The sequence below is a fragment of the Pedobacter frigoris genome (assembly GCF_032678645.1).
In the GTDB taxonomy this organism is placed as follows: Bacteria; Bacteroidota; Bacteroidia; order Sphingobacteriales; family Sphingobacteriaceae; genus Pedobacter; species Pedobacter frigoris_A.
In genome coordinates, this window is record NZ_JAVTSP010000007.1 from 47,798 (window position 1) to 66,018 (window position 18,221).

At 41.5% G+C, this 18,221-nt stretch carries 14 protein-coding genes; 11 read left to right on the plus strand and 3 right to left on the minus strand.

Features of this window, described 5'->3' with window-relative positions; genetic code table 11:
• Positions 1–10 precede the first annotated feature (10 nt).
• From R2Q78_RS18925 to R2Q78_RS18940, 4 genes are read left to right on the plus strand one after another with little or no spacing between them, the layout of a single operon-like run.
• Positions 11–1,393: a TlpA disulfide reductase family protein gene (locus tag R2Q78_RS18925; RefSeq protein ID WP_316794119.1), complete on the plus strand. Its 1,383-nt coding sequence runs from the start codon at positions 11–13 to the stop codon at positions 1,391–1,393.
• Between the two features lie 4 nt (positions 1,394–1,397).
• A complete protein-coding gene (locus R2Q78_RS18930; protein ID WP_316794120.1) occupies positions 1,398–2,546 on the plus strand; it encodes a thioredoxin family protein in 1,149 nt (382 codons plus the stop codon).
• 5 nt (positions 2,547–2,551) lie between these two features.
• Positions 2,552–3,838: a TlpA disulfide reductase family protein gene (locus R2Q78_RS18935; protein ID WP_316794121.1), complete on the plus strand. Its 1,287-nt coding sequence runs from the start codon at positions 2,552–2,554 to the stop codon at positions 3,836–3,838.
• 13 nt (positions 3,839–3,851) lie between these two features.
• A complete protein-coding gene (locus R2Q78_RS18940) occupies positions 3,852–5,537 on the plus strand; it encodes a serine protease (protein WP_316794122.1) in 1,686 nt (561 codons plus the stop codon).
• A 207-nt stretch (positions 5,538–5,744) separates the two neighbouring features.
• Here the strand turns inward: R2Q78_RS18940 and R2Q78_RS18945 are convergent, their stop codons facing one another.
• The gene (locus tag R2Q78_RS18945) at positions 5,745–7,913 is read right to left on the minus strand and encodes a glycosyl hydrolase family 95 catalytic domain-containing protein (RefSeq protein WP_316794123.1); all 2,169 of its coding nucleotides are present in this window, start codon (positions 7,911–7,913) and stop codon (positions 5,745–5,747) included.
• A gap of 218 nt (positions 7,914–8,131) precedes the next feature.
• Between R2Q78_RS18945 and R2Q78_RS18950 the strand changes: the two genes are divergently transcribed.
• The 7 genes from R2Q78_RS18950 (at position 8,132) to R2Q78_RS18980 (ending at position 15,611) form a co-directional block, all read left to right on the plus strand.
• Entirely contained in the window at positions 8,132–8,713 is a 582-nt protein-coding gene (locus R2Q78_RS18950; protein ID WP_316794124.1) for a sigma-70 family RNA polymerase sigma factor, read from the plus strand.
• Positions 8,710–9,444 (plus strand): hypothetical protein, encoded by a 735-nt coding sequence (locus tag R2Q78_RS18955; RefSeq protein WP_316794125.1) that lies wholly within the window; start codon positions 8,710–8,712, stop codon positions 9,442–9,444. The genes R2Q78_RS18950 and R2Q78_RS18955 overlap by 4 nt, the downstream gene beginning before the upstream one ends.
• A 38-nt stretch (positions 9,445–9,482) precedes the next feature.
• The gene (locus R2Q78_RS18960; RefSeq protein WP_316794126.1) at positions 9,483–10,856 is read left to right on the plus strand and encodes a S8 family serine peptidase; all 1,374 of its coding nucleotides are present in this window, start codon (positions 9,483–9,485) and stop codon (positions 10,854–10,856) included.
• Positions 10,857–10,863: 7 nt separating this feature from the next.
• Complete coding sequence (locus tag R2Q78_RS18965; protein ID WP_316794127.1) at positions 10,864–13,623, plus strand: CHAT domain-containing protein; 2,760 nt, start codon at positions 10,864–10,866, stop codon at positions 13,621–13,623.
• A 91-nt stretch (positions 13,624–13,714) separates the two neighbouring features.
• Positions 13,715–14,107, plus strand: a complete 393-nt coding sequence (locus R2Q78_RS18970; protein ID WP_316794128.1) for a hypothetical protein — start codon at positions 13,715–13,717, stop codon at positions 14,105–14,107.
• A 56-nt stretch (positions 14,108–14,163) separates the two neighbouring features.
• The gene (locus R2Q78_RS18975) at positions 14,164–14,637 is read left to right on the plus strand and encodes a hypothetical protein (RefSeq protein ID WP_316794129.1); all 474 of its coding nucleotides are present in this window, start codon (positions 14,164–14,166) and stop codon (positions 14,635–14,637) included.
• A 23-nt stretch (positions 14,638–14,660) separates the two neighbouring features.
• On the plus strand, positions 14,661–15,611 hold the full coding sequence (locus R2Q78_RS18980; RefSeq protein ID WP_316794130.1) for an HTTM domain-containing protein: 951 nt from the start codon (positions 14,661–14,663) through the stop codon (positions 15,609–15,611).
• On the opposite strand, the gene R2Q78_RS18985 is transcribed toward R2Q78_RS18980, so the two are convergent.
• Positions 15,601–16,542 carry a metallophosphoesterase family protein gene (locus R2Q78_RS18985; protein ID WP_316794131.1) on the minus strand — a complete coding sequence of 314 codons (942 nt, stop codon included), beginning with the start codon at positions 16,540–16,542 and terminating at the stop codon, positions 15,601–15,603. The two genes, R2Q78_RS18980 and R2Q78_RS18985, sit on opposite strands and share 11 nt — an antisense overlap.
• A 37-nt stretch (positions 16,543–16,579) precedes the next feature.
• Positions 16,580–18,196 (minus strand): DUF5008 domain-containing protein, encoded by a 1,617-nt coding sequence (locus tag R2Q78_RS18990; protein ID WP_316794132.1) that lies wholly within the window; start codon positions 18,194–18,196, stop codon positions 16,580–16,582.
• Positions 18,197–18,221: the final 25 nt, after the last annotated feature.

Sequence of the window (18,221 nt, forward strand, 5' to 3'; positions counted from 1 at the left end):
GGGCCATAATATGAAAAAACTAATAGTTGTTTTAACCGGGTTGCTATTCAGTCTTTGTGCTTCGGCACAGATGACCCAGATCTGGGGTACAGTAAAATCAGAAGGATTTGACGATAAGGATATTACCCTTTATGAAATCCAGGACGGAGAAACCAGGGAAATTACAAAAACCAAACTGGCCAAAGACGGTTCATTTGGTTTCATGTTCAATCCAGCTAAGGAAGGCTTCTATGCCATTGGTTGGGGAGAATTTATTAGGGGGCAGTTTCCAATTTATTTAAAAAGAGGCGATAAAGCGCAAGTTGCTATCAATAATAGAACAATTGACTTTATTGGACAGCAGACACCAGAAAATGTCGTTTTATATAAATGGACTCAAATGACTGAATCGATCAGGTATAATTCCTTTTATTCGATGCAACCATATCATGAGTTTTTTCCAATATTGACAAAAATTTCCACCCAGGCAGAGCAATTTAAAAAATCTATCCTTACTAAGAATAGAGTATTCAACACGACTATGAAGCAGGTTGTTGGCTATGATCTGGATTTATATGCTTTGAATTTCCTTGCCATTCCCAGAGGGAGCGTATTTCTTAAAAAAGAACAGTTGGCCCCCTATTACAGTACCATAGCAGATCCAAAAAAGTTCAATACGGATGCAGTACTGGGAATGCTCCATGGAAAGCGTTTTTTGGGCATGTATGGAAACTTTGCAATGTCGTATGACAAGGAAATTTATGCCAACTCAGCTATACTGAACCGAGGATCAATTGATCAGAAAATCATGGCATTCAACAACGATGATGTCAAAGGCGCCGTTGTTCTAAATGAAGTCAAAATGCCTGTCAATTATGCATCCTATCTGGATTTTATAAAGCGCTATGGAAAATATTTAGAATCTCCGTATCATCAACTGGTTATGGAAGAATTAGGTACAAAGCTGTACAACAGTGTTGCAGGGCCTAAGCCTGCAATCAATTTCAGTTATCCTGATCAGAAAGGTAAAATTGTTTCACTGAATGATTTTAAAGGGAAAGTAGTTGTGGTAGACGTATGGGCTACCTGGTGTGCGCCGTGTAAACAACAAATCCCTTATCTGAAGAAGATGGAAGAGGAGTTGAAAGGTAAGGATGTGGCTTTTATATCTGTGACCGTGGACTATGAAAAAGACAAACAAAAATGGCTGGATATGCTGAAGGATATGGACTTGCATGGCATACAATTGTTTGCTGGTGGCTGGACTAAAATAACCAGGGATTATGCCATTACAGTCATTCCTCGGTTTATGGTGTTTGATAAAGCGGGAAATGTAGTTTCAACTGATGCTCCACGTCCGTCCGATCCGAAGTTGAAAGATATGGTTCAAAAAGAATTGTCAAAAGTTAATTAAAGAGATGAAGAAGAATTTAATCAGCATATTTCTGTTGTTCAGCTGCCTGAGCGTTTTTGCTCAGGGCATTGAATTTGAACATACCTCATGGGCTGAGGCAGTAAAAAAAGCGAAGGCGCTCAACAAACCCATTTTTGTAGATGTATATACCAGTTGGTGTGGTCCTTGCAAAGTAATGGCCACACAGGTATTTACCAGGCCAGAAGTGGGTGCTAAGTACAATCAGGGCTTTGTCAATGTAAAAATAGATGCAGAAAAGGGAGAGGGCATCGCTCTTGCAAAGAAATACGAAGTAAAATCCTATCCTACTTATCTGTTCATCAATCCTTTTGACGAATCGCTGGTAGACAGAGCTAAGAGTTCAATAGCAGCGGCAGATTTTAATGATGTCGGGGACAAAATGCTGATTAAATATTCACGTAAAAAAGAAATCAGTCTGGCTGATCTGGAGGCCAAATACAAGTCTGGCAGTTATGATGAAGCTTTTTCCAGAGCTTATATAAAGCGTCTTAAAGCTGAAGGGAAGTCAACTAATGTCATACTTCAGGAGTACATCACCAAGTTTGTGACCAATTCTCCAACTTCAGATCAGCTTTACTTTATCGGCTTAAATTTTACAAAAGTAGCAGACCCAAAACTCTATGACTACTTAATTAAAAATTATAAAAAGATTGATGCAGTGCTGTGCAAAAATGATGGTGTTTCAGCTGCGAATTTATACAACAAGTTACGTGATGAAGTGAAAGGTAAGATTGAGGAAGTTTTAAAACATAAGGGGCCAATTGCTGACACAGAAATTAATCCGCTTTTTGCTGATCTCAATACTATAGAAATACCTGAAAGAAAGGATAAAAAAGTCCTTGAGTATAAAATACGGCTTTACACCATAAATGCTGATCACACTCAATTGTTAGATGCCTGCCGGGTGTATAGCACAAAATTTTTATTGCCTGCTGACAAAACATCTACCATAGGTAAGGAAGCAATCATCCTGGATAAAAATGCAGCTTTGCCGATACTTTCTGTCGATTCAGTCAGTGCTTCCCGGTGGTGTACAAGCTATGCTGATAAACTGTCTAAGCTTTCTAAGGATGGTCAAGATCAGGTGTTGATTGACAAGTTGCTTGAAAAAGCAAAAGCATTAAAAAAATAAAATTGATGAAAAAGCTATTAACCATTGCGGCATTGATGTTATTGAACATCGGTGCTTTTGCACAGAACACTGAAATCCGGGGAGTGCTGAAACCGGCGATCAATAAAGCGGTGTATTTATTTCAGGTGGAGGATGGAGAAACCAAACTAATTAAAGGTGCCACAGCTGCAAGCGACGGGTCTTTTGTTTTTTCTTTTGAGCCTCCTTATCAAGGCTTTTATATGATAGGCGGGTTTACGGCTTTGGCAGGACAATTTCCAGTATACATCAAGAAGGCTGAGCTTGTAACGTTGAAAATTGAAAATAGATCACTGGATTTTTCAGGTGAGATCAATGCGGAGAACAGGTTGTTAGGTGGTTGGGAAAGATATAAGCTGCTTTCATCTTCGCTCGATCCGGCAACAGCTACAAGCTTTGATTTTTTCTTAAAAGATGAGCCTGTAAAGTACAACAGTATTAAACCGTTGATGAAGGAGTTTATGTCATTTGAATTTGATTATAACAGAATCCTTTATTTGAAAAAAAATCCGAATGTAGCAAATGAAGCATCATCCAGTCTATATAAAGATTTTACTGTAGAGGATAAATTTAAGGACGATGCGGTTTTATCCCATCCGCGAGGAAAGGACTTGATTACATTATATGCGGATTATGCTGCATCTGTTGATAAATCCAGAAGTGGGATTGATTTTTTGACTACGGACTACCAAAAAGGAGTTTATATGTTTGGGAAAGAAGCACCCAATCTGAAGTCTTATGAAGCTTATGAGCAATTCATAAACAAATACGGTAAATACTTTCAACGCCCAAGCCTGAAAGCTAAAGTTGATGCATTGGGTGCAAAATTATACAATACAACGCCCGGTCGTAAAGGAGCCAATTTTAGCTTTCTTGATAAAGATGGCAAACTGGTTTCACTGAGTGATTTTAAAGGTAAGGTCGTGTTGGTTGACGTTTGGGCAACCTTTTGTGGCCCATGTAAGGAGCTGATCCCCGCTTTGAATAAATTAGAGGCAGAGTTGCACGATCGGAAAGACCTGATTTTTATTGGTGTAGCACAGGATGGACCCAAAGCCAAAAATAACTGGCTGAAAATCATCAAAGACAAACAAATGGGCGGAATCCAGTTGTTTGCCGGAGGAGCTAATAACGTACTGACCAACGATTATAAAATTAAGGTAATGCCCCGTTACCTGGTTTTTGACCGTAATGGTAATGTTGTGACTACAGAGGCACCGCTTCCTAATAATCCGGCATTAAAGAAACTGCTTTTAGCCGAACTGGAAAAATAACACGGACGGATAAATGAAAAAGTTAATTGTACTACTAGTCTGCATGCAGATGATCAGCCCGGTCTTTGCCCAAAATGACGTTTTTAACGCAGGGCAACTGGAAGGTGAAGTCAAACTAAATATAGAAAAGGCATATGCAGCATCTGTTAGAATCGCTAACCTGGATGCCAGTCAGCAAGCCGTGGGAGGATACTTCAGCGGAGTGGTGGTAGATGCCGAGGGACATATTCTCACTGCGGCCCATGCTGTTGATCCGAACAAGTTATACCTTGTCGAATTTCCCGATGGGCGTCAGTATAAGGCTAAGGGTTTGGGAAATATTCATTCCATTGACGCCGCCATGATGGTGATTACTGAAAAGGGGAAATGGCCTTTTGCGAAAATGGGCTGGACTTCTTTGCTCGAACCCAACGTGCCTTGTCTTAGCATTTCCTATCCCGGGAGTTTTGTTTCAAAAAAGCCGACCATTAGATTTGGTTATGTGGCCGAACTGAAACATAAAACTGGGTTTATGCGTACCACCTGTTTGATGGAACCGGGAGATTCAGGAGGTCCTGTATTTGATCTGAAGGGCAGGGTAATCGGGATTCATAGCAGGGTAAGTGTCCGTTTAGACGAAAACCTGGAGGTTCCGGTAGATAATTTCAGGAAATACTGGACTGCCTTAAAAACACCTGCAGTCCATACCGCATTTATTCCGGAAGATGAATTTAAGGTTGATAAAAAGGCCGAACCGCTGAAACCTGTGCCGCAAATGCCAGCGCTGATTTCCAGTTTTGAGGCACAGGATTTAGCCTTGAAAAAAAATGTATTTACCCTTAGGGACTCTCTGAATACTGGAATGCTAAGTACCCTGATAAATCTTACGGGGCTGGTTCCTGAATCAAATTTAAAGGGTAAAAGCTTTTTGATCAGCAAAAGCAGCATGACAGGAGCCAATCCAAAGGTTGAAATGGCCGACGGCCGTATGGTAGCTGCTAAAATCATCAGCCGCGATGAAGCCAGTGATTTGGTACTCCTCCAAGTTTCACAGGAAATCGGTGGTGGGATAGACCTCAGTCGTGCACTGGCGAGCTATACAGCTGATCAGCTGGGCAATTTTTTAATCTCCCCGAAGCCAAAAGCTGAGGCTGAGCTGAGTGTGCTGGGAAATATCCAGGTGCGCATACCGAAATCTCCGGCCAGGTATTTAGGAATAGAAACGAGCTTTAACCAGGCAGACCATAAGATTGTTGTAACAGGATTACACCCTTTGCCGGCGGAAAAGGAAAATGCAAAAGCAGATGACATTGCAGTAAAAGACCAGTTGACGAAAATCAACGACCGTTTGATTCTGAATGTAGGTGATTTGCCTGAAGAATTGTCGAAGTATGAGACCGGCCAAACGGTGACACTGGCGTATGCCAAACCGGGAGGCGGAGTTTTTAGCAGAAGTATCGTGCTTAAGCCCCGTTATGTTGAACCTAATACCAGTAAAGATCTGTTTCTGGATGGTAAAAGTCTGCGAAGGGATGACTTTAAAGAAGTACTGATCCATGACGGCAAATTGAAACCATCAGAATGCGGCGGACCGCTATTCGACGTAAAAGGTAATTTTTATGGGATTAACACCGCGAGGCTGAGTCGTACCAGCAGTTTAGCCATCCCTGCGCCGGTGATTGTCCAGTTTGTCAAAGAAATCTCCGGTCAGCTTCAATAGCGGCAGATTAAGGTTCGGTAGGAGATGTGATTTATATCTCACCTGTAAATTCTGTTTACCTCAATAATTATTAGAGGAGATGGCATACTGAAGATTTAGAAATAGAGATTGGGGGAGGAATATAACCTTAGCGTGCGTTAAATTATTGATCAACCCTTCCCCAATGCTATTTTTTATCACATTTGATGGATAATAAGTTTAATGATTTTAATTTATTGATCTTAGTTCTATCATTTCATTTATTGCTGTTTTAAAGGAGATCTGAAGACCTTCCATTGTTTCAGCTTTTTTTCCGTTGCGCAGCAAAAGCACCTTCTTACCTGGCCATGGATTCGTTACATTGCAAAGCCGTCCTTTTTCGCTGAATATTTTAACATCCGAGATCATTTCATTTGTTAACTTTGCAGACACCAGGAAAGCACCCCAGGCTCTGATGTCTTTAAATTCTGCATTTTTGTTTTTTGGAAAGGCACCAAACAGGCGGATGTTGTTCCCCACGCTCATGCATAGCATTTCATTGATTGCATTGGTAACCGTGCAGCTATTTTCAATGCCATGGGGATTGTTAAATTGAAAACCATTCGGATAAGTTCTCAAGGCATATTTATGCAGTTCGTTTAAAATAACTTCCGGATGATATCCGATCCTGACTGCTGCAGTAAAAAAGCTGCTGCTGGTATTCTGATCACGCCATCGTTGCATTTCATCAATGGTATTGCGGGCAATTGTCAATAGCTCTTCGCTACTATCAAGCGTGATGGCATTTGCAGGATAGATATGCTGGATGCCTAATCCGTTGTCATTCCACCAGGCAGTACCCACTTCGGTATAACGAAATACTTTTTTGCTATTCCGGGTCTGAACGGGGAACTCGCTGAGTTTGCTTAAAATATCTCTCCATTTGTTTTGCCTGTTTTCATCTATTTTCAGCGTCGTGCTCAGGTCAAGGATAAGGTCAAGGGCATTTCGGATAAGTCCGAGTGATAAGATGGAGTTTTTATCATTTCCAGAACCTTCATGGACGGCGTCGCCATAAATCACATATCTGCCGTTTTCAAATTTCAGGTAGTCTTCCCAGAAATTCACTACTGCCAATGCATAAGGATATATCTTTTTTCCGTAGGTTTTGTCATAAGTACAGCGCCAGTACTGAGCCATATTTAATAGTCCGTAGGTTGCATTGGAACGCTGTCCCAGAAACAATCCCCCCTGTTCGGCATCCTTAGAGTTGATGTGCGAAGGATGATTTTTGGTTACTTCAATGCCCATCGGACCGATACCTACAGGATATAAAATTCCACGGGTATGCGTTATATTTTTAGCGTACCATTCACCTCTGGGTATAAAATCTAAAAGCGGTGCGTCATGTGGAATCGCCTGCTGCAGGCGATTGGAGGAATACATGGAATAAAAGGGAGCTTGAAAATTATAGTTCAGGTGATAATCGCCGTTCCAGCTTGGTTTGTCTGTGGTTGTCCATCCAAATATCCCCGGTGGAAATTTTGGATCCCGGCTACACGCCGCCATCGTGTATAGCCCCTGATAATAGGCTTTCATTAAAACGGTATCTTCAATAACTACCGAAGATTTTTTCCAGTAGGCATCCCACCATTTATTGTGTTGTTGCATCGCAACTGTAACCGAATTTTCATTTAAGTTTTTTATCCGGTTCAGCACATACCCAAGTGGTTTTTTATTTTTGAACTTGCTTTCAACTGCAAGAGCAATAAGTATCTTTTTGCCGGGCCTCAATGTAATGGTATCTTTGAAATTGATGGTTTTTAAGGCTATCGCGACCCCTGATGTAATATCGACACTATCAGTAAACGCGCGGCTAAGCCAGTAAATATTGTTTGCCTTACCGGCCTTTACATTTGCCTGAGGGTTTTCCGGACTGTTTAAACGAATAGAAATTTTTGACGCTTCGTTCTTTGCCTCCAATTCAATAAATATCAGGTTTTCGGTTGCCGATACCCAGGACTTTGCTATTATCGTTTTTGTGTTTTTATCCAACTGGCAGGTGGTAAGCCCATTTTTGATCATTTGCTGCGCAGTAAAAGCACCATCATTCAGGCCTTCAATGTTGATGTCTACAAAGCCTGCTACACGTGGCCCGGAAAGGTTGTCGGATTGTGAACGTAAGCGCCAAAAGTCATTTTTTGATAGGTAGTAGCGTATGCAATTGCCTTTATATCCCAGACTCATGGTCACATCACCATTTCCCATCAGCGGTGCATCAACAGAAACATTATTTGGTATATGTTCCGGCCGCTTTGTCCATGTGTTCTTAAAGGATTCTACTGTGGCGTTCGAATTTTGTGCGAAGATTCCAAAAGGAAATAATAGCAAAAGGGAAAATAGCTTTAAAAATTTCATAATTCTTGGCTGAGGACAGAGTTTGTTTGTAAAATCCGGCCGAATACCAAAGGTAAAAAAACTAGTCTAAAGGAATTCACCGAAGGTAAATAAGTTCAGCCAGGATTATGGCTTTAATGAAACGCAAGATGGCGACAAAATCTCAGGATGAAAAAATCACATACAAGATCAGAAATAATCATTATTATTGTAAGTACAGTGCTACAGTCGATTTTTAGATGATGCTACATTCTGATAATGAGATTATTGACGGGTTGAAGCTAGGCGGGTCACAAAGACAGATTTCTGAACGGGATCTGTATAAGGCCTATTTTTACCTCATCGCCCACGGCACTAAGAAATACAAAATCAATGCAGAAGATGCAGCCAGTGCATATTCAGATACCATCATCAGCCTGATCAATCAGATAGTCAACCGAAAGTTTGAAGGCCGCTCGGCACTCAAATCCTATGCCTACCAGATATTTTCCAATAAATGTGTTGACCTTTTGCGAAAAGAAACGACTAATAAGCGAAAGGCCGAATATGGCATTCCACTGGATAGCCTGGTGTATGAATTGCCAGATGCTGCCAGGAATGCTGTTCAGCAAATCATAGCAAAAGATGACTACAGCCGCCTTACTAAAATGCTGATGGAAGTAGGAGGGAAATGCAAGCAATTGCTGTTGTTTTTTGAAGATGGTTACAGCGATAAGGAAATAGCCGGTATGATGGAATACAATTCGGCAGAAGTGGTAAAAACCAGCCGGTTGAGGTGTATGGAAAAATTAAGAACACTATTGAAAATTGATAAAAAATGACAGATCTGGAATATCTAGCAGAATATTTTGACGGGGAATTGTCTGAGGATGATAAAAAGGCATTTGAAGAAAGGTGTGCCGAAGATGAAGGATTGGCCGAGCAAGTTGCGCAATATATCATGATCAAGGATGCATTGAAACTGGAACTCGTGCAGCAAAAACAAGCACGTTTTGCACAGCTTTACGAGGATGTTTTAGCGGCTGAAAAACCCCGGGAAAAACAAAACTATCAATTGATTAGAAAACTGCCACTCTATGCGGCTGCAGCTTGTGTGGCCCTGATAGCCGCCTGGCTGATCTTTTTCAGAAACCCTGATTCAAAGGTGATGACACAAGATTACATAGCCGCCAATTTTAATACCCTCAGTGTAACCATGGGAACTACCGGCCAATTACAGCAGGCGATTGCTGCTTTCAATAAAAAAGAATATCCCAAAGCGATCGGCCTTTTCGAAATCCTGAAAAATGACAGCGCATACCGGTCTGAAGCCTTAAAGAACCTGGGCATTACTTATCTGGTTACAGGCGCTTATGATGAAGCCATCGCAGCATTTGATGAACTGTCTAAAATGGATTTATATACCAATCCCGGCTTATTTTATAGATCGATAGCCCTCCTGAATAAGGGTGATAAAGAAAGTCTGCGACAAGCAAAAATCGACCTTGAACAGGTTGTTTCAAAAGACCTGGCTGGAAGCAAAGAGGCCAAAGTATGGCTGGACAAGCTCTGATCACCTTAAAATCTACCCCATGAAATCAAAAAATCCCTATGTATACCAACAAACTTTCACCAAAACGCAACCCCGCTGCGGTTAGATCAAGCGCGCGGAGTGAAAAACTGGAAAAATTATTGACCAGAACTTACCGTAAAGATCAGATCCTGGTCTTTTTCAAAAGAAAACCAACGGACAATGATATTCTGACGGTCAAGGAATCTTTTAAGAAAGATGGCATTGCCATAGAAACAATAAAGGTGCTTTCCTGTGGTAATTGTGATATCCCTGTACAGTTGTGGACGGCCAAAGGAATTCATTCCCGGATCAGCAAAGACTCATTAAAAGCGGGTTCCGGTCCTTCATCTACTACTGTGGGCGAGTCCTATTCCCTGAACTTTACCAATTCGGTCCCGGCTGATGCGCAGAGCAGTTTTCAAGGTAAGAAAGGGGATTTGCAAAAGCCTTCAGGCGGAAAAAAAGAAGAAATTATAGTTGCCGTATTGGATACGGGTGTAGATATCGCCCTCGTAGATCCCGGGTATTTATGGAAGCAAACTGATGCAATTCCAGGACTGAAGTGCTATGCGAATGTGCGTGAGGGCTGGAATTTCGTAGGCAATACCAGTAATTATACAGATGACAATCCCAATAAACATGGCAGCATTGTAAGCCAGTATATCATCAACCAATTTGCAGGGGCTGAAAATAAGACGGTAAAGATCATGCCACTGAAAACTCACGACAAGGATGGGGTAGGCGATCTGTTCGGTATACTCTGCGCGATTAATTTTGCTATAGCCAAGGGTGCTCATATCATCAATGCGAGCTGGGGATTTTATTATTACTATGAAATTCCTGTGCCTTATCTGAAAACACTGATTACTGCTGTGTTGCGCAAGAAAGGCATTCTCTTTGTCACGGCAGCGGGCAATCAAAGTCCGGCAGATGACGAAATAGCCAAACAAATTTATCAGGCAGAGCATGGAATTACCCTGACTGAAGACCAACTGCGTAATCTTGCTATTCATAATTTTTATCCCGCAAACCTGAGTACTGCAACAAATAGTGTAATTACGGTAACTACAACTGATGAGCATTCCGTGAGTGCCACGCAAAATTACAGCAATAAGTATGTGGATCTTGGTGTGGTGGCCGATCAGGTACTGCGTGAAGGAATGAAGTTTGCAATTCCTTTTGAAGGCGCAGATCCGGCTTTGATCAGTGGATCTTCCTTTGCTACAGCGATAGCCAGCGGGATTATCGGGGCGCATTGTCCAACGAGCTTGTATAGACCGAACATCAAAAAGGCAGATTTTCTTGCATGCCTGGGAAGTTTGCCTGTTTCAGGTAGTTCGGGAACTCATGTTCTTGAAGAGAATTTAGTGCTCGCCAAAAAGTACATCAGAAATGGTGCTTATGTAAAATAGGCGAGCCATGCAGAGATTATTCTTTCGCTCAGCAGTTTTACTGCTGTTTACTTTATGGTATGGTTTGCGTGGCTATACCCAATGCTTGCCCGATTCAGCGGTAGTATATAAGGTAAATGGCATTCATGGAAATTCCGGGCTCAGCAATCATAAAAAGCTGAGCTTGCTGCAGGTGTTGCACCGGGATTACCTGAAATGCCATCAACTCAGAGGGTTTGGTTACGCGCAAATGGCCCATAGGATGGGAGATTTGTATGGCAAAACAGATGACCTGGTAAAGGCCATATTTTTTACTAAGGAAGCTGTGCAGGTCAATATTTCAGGTAGGAAGAACACAGATCCGTCCTTCCTGGCCAATAGCTATTTTAACTTGGGGATATTCTACAAGCGGTTAAATCTGTTAAAAGAATCCCAGGATTACTTCGACAGGTGCATTGCTTCAGGGAGCCAGTTCCCTGATAAATATTTCATTGTTTTTATGGCCTTTGAGCAAAAGTCTTATGCCTGGTACCAGACGGGAGATTATCAGAAAAGCATAGAAATAGCGAATGAAGGTATTTATCTGGCCGAAGAAGTCGGAAACCTGGCTGTTAAAGCACCGTTGCTTGCACAAAAAGCACAGTCAGCTGCAGAGTTGTCGTTGTTTTCCGAAGCTGAATCCTGTATCAATACAGCTATAACGATGCTTGAAAAATCGGGTAATGATCCTGTACACCTTGCGACCAGTTATTCTGTATACGCAGATTTGCTCGGCAAAAAAGGAAGTCCGAAAGCTGCGATCTCTTATTATCAAAAAGCTTACGATCTGAATGCCACCAACAGGAATTTTGAACAATGTTCCAGAGACCTGCTGGATATGGGCAGCGTATTTGCAGATGAGCTGAAGGAATATGATAAGGCCATGGATTGTTACAACAGGGGACTTAAGCTCGCTCATGAAATGGGAGATCAGTACCAGATGGCTGCCTTATATTCCAATATGGGTGTGGTCTATGGCTACCAGGGAAACTACAGTCAGGCACTGTTTTATTACCAAAAGGCATTGGTCACATTGCCTTTGGGATTTAAGAATACCTCGCTGCATGCAAACCTGAATTCGAATATGCTCAAGCTGGTGTCAAATGATTATTTTGTGACTACGATCATCGCCAACAAAGCAAATGCATTGCTGCAACGCTACCATCAGAAAGGCGATAAAAAAGATCTGAAACTTTCTCTGGCTACCTATGAACTGGCAGATGAGTCCCTGGACATGATGCGATGGAAGCAACATGCGGAAGAAAGTAAGCTGGTCTGGCGAAAAAAAACGAGGGAAATGTATGAGAGATGCATCGAAGTATGTTATAACCTAAAAGATGTGGAAAAGGCTTACTATTTTTTTGAAAAGAGCCGGGCAGCATTGTTAAATGACAGGTTGAGTGAAACTATCGCAGAAAACCAGCTTTCCATGAAAGACCGTCAAAAAGAAAAACAGTTGCGTGTAAAAGCCTTTATACTTGGGCAAAAATTGCTGTCCTCTTCGCAGGATGCGAAAGAATATGCCGTATTAAAAGCAGATTGGCGTGTTGCACAGGATCAATGGGAGCGATGTATCAAAAAACTTGAACAGCAGTATCCGGCTTACTATCAATATAAATTTGACCGTAAAGTATTTCCCTATAGCGCTCTTAAGGTCAGGTTAAAGAAAGAGCAGCAAGTATTGGCAGAGTATTTTACCGGAACTGATTGTATTTATACTTTAGTGCTTTCCGGATCACAGCAGAAATTGCTGAAGATCAGGTATCCTGATTATGAAAAAGACACCCGGGAATTGCTGAACCTGTGTTCTAACCGGTCTTTACTCAACCAAAAGTATAGCAGATATACCTTATTGGCGAATAAATTATATCGACGACTTTTCAGGCCTCTGGGTGTTGAAAGAGGCAGGGTCATCATATCTCCGGACGAACAGTTTATACCTTTTGAGGCCCTGCTTACCGATGCTGGTGACCGGGAGAGCTTTTTAGCAAAACAATATGCTTTTAGCTATGCGCATTCTATGCGTACGATGATGAAAAAGCAGCAAAATCAACTTATTGCGAATTCTTTTTTAGGTGTTGCACCGATGCAATATGGTAGCGGTTTGTCTCCTTTGACCGGTTCAGGCTATTCGCTGGAAAGGATAGCGTCTGGTTTTAAGCAGGCACTTTTATTAAAAGGTGCTGATGCGTCAAAAGCCGCTTTTTTGAAGCAGGCCACCCGGTACCAACTTCTGCAGATTTATGCGCATGCTGATGCTGATAGCCTGGCGAAGGAACCGGTATTGTATCTTGCTGACGGCACTGTGAAATTATCCGCAGTTCAGCAGTTGAAATTTACAAACACAGAATTGGTTGTGCTTTCTGCATGCAATACTGGAATAGGCCGGAATGCCAGCGGAGAGGGGATATTTAGTATGGCCAGAGCCTTTATGATTGCCGGAGTACCTGCAAGTGTAACCAATCTCTGGCAAATTGACGATCAGGTGACTTATAGGGTTACGGAATCTTTTTACAAGTATCTGCAGGAGGGTATGACCAAAGATGTGGCTTTGAATAAAGCAAAACTGGCCCTGCTGGATGATGAAGATGGATTGCATGTATTGTCTTATTTCTGGGCTGCTACCATAGTAATAGGGAATACAGATGCTATTGAATATGAAGCCGGCTTTAGTCTGTTTTTGTGGATTACAGCTGGCGGTATCCTGATGCTGGCAGGGGTGTTATTGATGAAAAATAAAAAAAGTTAAAAATGTTGTTTCCCTTTTTTAGGTAGTCACGACTAATGTAGTAAGTCATGACAATAAACTTTAATTATTTAAACCTTTAAAAAACAACAACATGAAAAAGTTATTCATCCCAACATTGTGCGCAGGTCTTTTATTATTTGGCGCAACTGCTTCTAAAGCTCAAACTGCAAAAGCTTTGATCGTAAACACTACTTCAGAAGCTGAAGTCAACAAAATCGTGGAATCTTTAAAAGGTGCTGATCCTTCGACCTATCGCCTGACTGTAAATTATGGTACTGCCCCGCTTTCATCGATTGGAAAAATTGGAGGAGCCACAGTAGGCGCAGGAGGTGGATTTAATGCATCTGATGTGATCGTGATCCAAAAGATCATTACCAATGGTAAGGACTTGCAAAATTCAATCATCTCTAAATTGAATACCAACCTGAGCAAACAATCATTCAAATCAGTAAAACTGTCGGCAGTACGCGGCAGGGGACTGTAAAGGAATATTCTGATGACCAGGAGCAGGTGTGAGCCTGCTCCTTTATTTTAAAAGCCATGAAATACACTTTGATTAAATCGTTTTTTGCCCTTCATCTGCTGATTGTGTTATTGGGATCAGGATTGATCAAACAAAATAGTAAACTGGCTGAAGCTTTTTTGCTCCGTTATGCGTCGTATACAGGCGGAGGTTTTGGCTACAGTTTCTTTTCTCCGAATGTGGGAAATCAGACGGTTGTAAAGGCTTATACACTGGATAGCAAAAAGCATTTGAGGCAGGATGCCTATGGCATAGGAAAGAACCTGTTTGACTCCCGGTTATCAGCAGTCATCCATACTTTTAGAAACCAGAAGGCTTACGAACTTACTTCCAGAATGATTGCCTCTCACGTTTTCGTCAGCCGGCCAGGTACGGGAGTAGCCTTCATTTCCATCGGAGAGTATGTTCCTCCTTTGATGAAAGATTACCGCCTTTACCAAAAAACCAGCATTTTCCGTGAAGTGTATAACGGAACTTACAAGCTGCAATAATTATTCGTCTTAAAATTTTTGTTATGAAAGCATTAGCCGCCAATTCGCCCCTACAGTTTGCCGCCTTAAGGATAGGTGTGGCACTTACCATACTGTTTAAAATCTATTCGGAGTTCGGTCAGCTGGATTTGCTCTACAGCAAGACTGGCATCATTCAGGATTTTGTATCCAGGCCATTGCAGGTGTCTTATATCATATCCCTGCCAAAACTGATTGATTTTCTGGGAATCAATAACGAACACAATTTTCTTTCTGCACTCTACCTGCTTTTTGGTCTCTCCGCAGTTTTATTGCTGCTTGGTTTAAAAACGAAGATCAATATCGCAGTTTGCCTGTTTATTCATTTGCTGGTTTTTAATGGCTATAGCTTGTTGACTTTTGGCTTCGACGGCTTCTTGTTCACCTTGTTGTTTTATAGCTTATTGTTCCCTGTAGGCCGTGTCTGGTCTCTTGATAATTTGATACACAAGCCTCAAAAACCTATAGATCCTGCATACATGAACATTTGTTTCAATGTGCTGCAGCTTCATTTGTGCATAGTTTACTTTACTGCGGGCGTAGCAAAGTTTGGCGGACAGCAATGGATGGATGGCACCGCCATCTGGAGTGCGATCAACCAGCCGCAGTTTTATTCCGTATTTACAGATTTTTTTAAAGAACTGATCAGTCGCCCCGGAGTATCGGCCATTTTCTCATGGACTACCTTATTTGTAGAAATCATGTTTCCGGTGCTGATATGGGTTAAATGGGGTAAGGTCAGGATAGTAATCTTAGTTAGCGTAATATTAATGCACGTTTTTATTGGTGCAGTTATGGGCTTACAATTGTTTGCCTGGATCATGATCGTGTTTGATCTTAGTGCTTTCGGAGGTGTATTTGCAGGACTGAAAGGGTTTTTCAGAAAGCATGCTTATTTTTCTTCAGGCCTGCCAGCTGATTTGGCTGAAAGACAAAAAATCTTAGTTATAAAGTAATGTGCCTGTCCGAGATCCAAGGCACTGTTGGATATCCGTTGTATTCAGGAGAATTGGAATTCATGTCAAAGCTTACATAGGTTGATTTTGTTCCCTTTAGATCCATCGTGCCATTAGGATTGATGGTCAGTACTGCCCAGAGTGGATCTTCTGTATGCGCGAAGGCATAACCTTTCTCCGGATGGGAAAACTGGTAAGCCATACTGTTGATCTGCAGGTAGGGGATATTGTTATAGGTATTCAGATAGTCCTCGTGATTGTGCCCGCTCAGGACTAGCCTTATCTTTTTAAAGCTTGCTTTTTTATTGATGTTTTCGAATACCAAACGGAGTAATGCACCTTCTTTAATCCCGTCCATATCGTTGTCGATTCCCTGGTGGCAAAAAACTATAACAGGTAAACTGGTGCTTTCAATATCTTTTTTCATCCATTGTACCTGTTGTTTTGTAATCGACCTCGGATAGCCTTTGGAAGTATCTCCCTCTGGTCTTTCATTGCCATTTAATACGACGAAGTGATATCCATTGGTATCAAAAGAGTAGTATTTCCCTTTTGCACCCCAAAAATCAACCACCTGATCATGCGTAAAACCGCCGTCGGTATCGTGGTTGCCAATGACATGGTATTTAGGACCTTTAAACTGGTTCCAGATATCCATAAGTGGCCGGTTCTTTTCCTTTGGTACGCAGAAATCCCCGATCTGGATGATGAAATCAGGCTTCAGGATGTTCATTTCATCAATGAAGGCCTGGATTCTCTTTTCGCCGTCTTTGATCAGATCATGGTGCAGGTCGGTACAAATGCCAATACGAACAACAGGTTTTTTAACAGCATAAGCAGCTGAATCTTTTACGCTGGCAAGTACCTCTTTCGTACTTGTCATCGCTGCACCCCCTATGAGTGCATTTATTAAAAAATTGCGTCTTTTCATAACTGTATTAATCTATTGTTCGTATCGGCTTTTGAAATTAATAGGTGATCTTAACCAATCTTGTATTCTGGATTAAATTCAGTGAATTGAATCCACCAACCAGCACAGATGCCTCACCATTGTCTACGTTAATGACATCATTTACCGGTGAAATAAAAATATTCGGAACGAAGCCAAATCCCCCAATAGTGTTAAAATTCGGGCTCAGTTGGCCTGATGGCTCAACAATAGCAAAGCCATATCTCGTAATACCGTTGAATTTTTGGAAATCGCCAGTCAGTAAAATTTTTCCATTACCTAGTCTTGTTGCATTATTTATCGATCCGTCTGCTCCAATGCCTGTATTAAAACTTTCATCCACAGATCCATCAGGATTTAGTATTGCAGCTTTTGCAATTGGTTTTCCGTTAAAGGATATAAATTCCCCTGATATAATGAATTTACCATTCACATATGGACGTATAGAATAGATTTGCCCGCTGGGTCCGCTTCCTGTATTGAAAGTATTATCCAGGCTACCGTCAAGATTAATACGTGCAATTTTATTTGCCGGAGCACCGTTATAGGTGCTGAAATTGCCCACAGCTACCATTTTTCCGTCGCTTTGCATATAGGCATCCCTGATCGACCCATTAAATCCATCATTTGCTTTATTCAATGGAGTATTGAAGTTGTAGGTTTTATCCAGCGCTCCATTAGGAGTAATTCTGGCTACGTTATTGACCAGAACTGAATCGGTAATGATGGTGTCTTTTTGATTTGGATAATAAGTTTTACTCATGTAATATTTGAAACTACCTATAACTATGACATTTCCGTCTGGTTGTACCATCATTTTGTTAACACCTCCACTAAAAAATGCGTTAAAAGTTGGAACTGTATCTTTTTTAGGCTCGCCTCCTCGATCCATATAGGTATAAATAGTTGAGTCCAATACACCTGTTAGGGAAATTTTAGCGATATTTCCTATCTTATTTCTCTTATTGTTATAGGTGTTGAATTGACCGCCGATCAAAATCTTTCCATCATTCAATAAAGCTGAATGAAATAGGGTTCCTGATGGAACACCTTTTCCGGGTTTGAAGGATTTGTCCAGAACACCGAGTGGAGAAATAATTGCAAGCTTGCTGTATCCTGCGCGCAGGCCTACATTGTTGTAGTCGTTGAAATCTCCCACGATCAGCATACGCCCGTCCGGCAGCGCGTTAATGCTGTAAATACGGCCGTTGGCTCCCACATAAGATGCAAAGGTTTTATCGGTGCTCACTGCCCCGTTGACCCTGAAATTAGGTCCCGGTAAAAGTTGTGATCCTACCATAAAAGTAACAATGCCTGTGCTGGCCCATTGTGGAACTTTTACCTTAACCTGTGTATCTGTAATCTCAATTACTTCAGATTTTTCTCCATTAAAGAGGACCGAAAGATTTTCTTTATACTTTAGGAAGCCGGTCCCACTCAGAGAAACTACGGATCCGACCTCACCTTCAATAGGGGTGGAGGCTGTATTGTTTACCTTCAGTTCCAGGGCCGGCTTTGCATCAGCATATGGATCCTTGCCTACATATTCATTTTTTTTGCATGAACTTGCCGTAAAGATCAGCAGCAACGCGGCTGATACCAGGGGGCAAATTTTATATCTTAAATTCAAAATCATAAGAATGTATTTTATTTATTGCTTA

Bases quoted from the DNA above. Each gene is read 5' to 3' on its own strand.
- R2Q78_RS18980 (WP_316794130.1), top strand. From the start codon at position 14,661: ATGAAAGCATTAGCCGCCAATTCGCCCCTACAGTTTGCCGCCTTAAGG.
- R2Q78_RS18975 (WP_316794129.1), top strand. From the start codon at position 14,164: ATGAAATACACTTTGATTAAATCGTTTTTTGCCCTTCATCTGCTGATT.
- R2Q78_RS18930 (WP_316794120.1), top strand. From the start codon at position 1,398: ATGAAGAAGAATTTAATCAGCATATTTCTGTTGTTCAGCTGCCTGAGC.
- R2Q78_RS18950 (WP_316794124.1), top strand. From the start codon at position 8,132: ATGATGCTACATTCTGATAATGAGATTATTGACGGGTTGAAGCTAGGC.
- R2Q78_RS18985 (WP_316794131.1), bottom strand. From the start codon at position 16,542: ATGAAAAGACGCAATTTTTTAATAAATGCACTCATAGGGGGTGCAGCG.
- R2Q78_RS18955 (WP_316794125.1), top strand. From the start codon at position 8,710: ATGACAGATCTGGAATATCTAGCAGAATATTTTGACGGGGAATTGTCT.
- R2Q78_RS18965 (WP_316794127.1), top strand. From the start codon at position 10,864: ATGCAGAGATTATTCTTTCGCTCAGCAGTTTTACTGCTGTTTACTTTA.
- R2Q78_RS18970 (WP_316794128.1), top strand. From the start codon at position 13,715: ATGAAAAAGTTATTCATCCCAACATTGTGCGCAGGTCTTTTATTATTT.
- R2Q78_RS18990 (WP_316794132.1), bottom strand. From the start codon at position 18,196: ATGATTTTGAATTTAAGATATAAAATTTGCCCCCTGGTATCAGCCGCG.
- R2Q78_RS18940 (WP_316794122.1), top strand. From the start codon at position 3,852: ATGAAAAAGTTAATTGTACTACTAGTCTGCATGCAGATGATCAGCCCG.
- R2Q78_RS18925 (WP_316794119.1), top strand. From the start codon at position 11: ATGAAAAAACTAATAGTTGTTTTAACCGGGTTGCTATTCAGTCTTTGT.
- R2Q78_RS18945 (WP_316794123.1), bottom strand. From the start codon at position 7,913: ATGAAATTTTTAAAGCTATTTTCCCTTTTGCTATTATTTCCTTTTGGA.
- R2Q78_RS18935 (WP_316794121.1), top strand. From the start codon at position 2,552: ATGAAAAAGCTATTAACCATTGCGGCATTGATGTTATTGAACATCGGT.
- R2Q78_RS18960 (WP_316794126.1), top strand. From the start codon at position 9,483: ATGTATACCAACAAACTTTCACCAAAACGCAACCCCGCTGCGGTTAGA.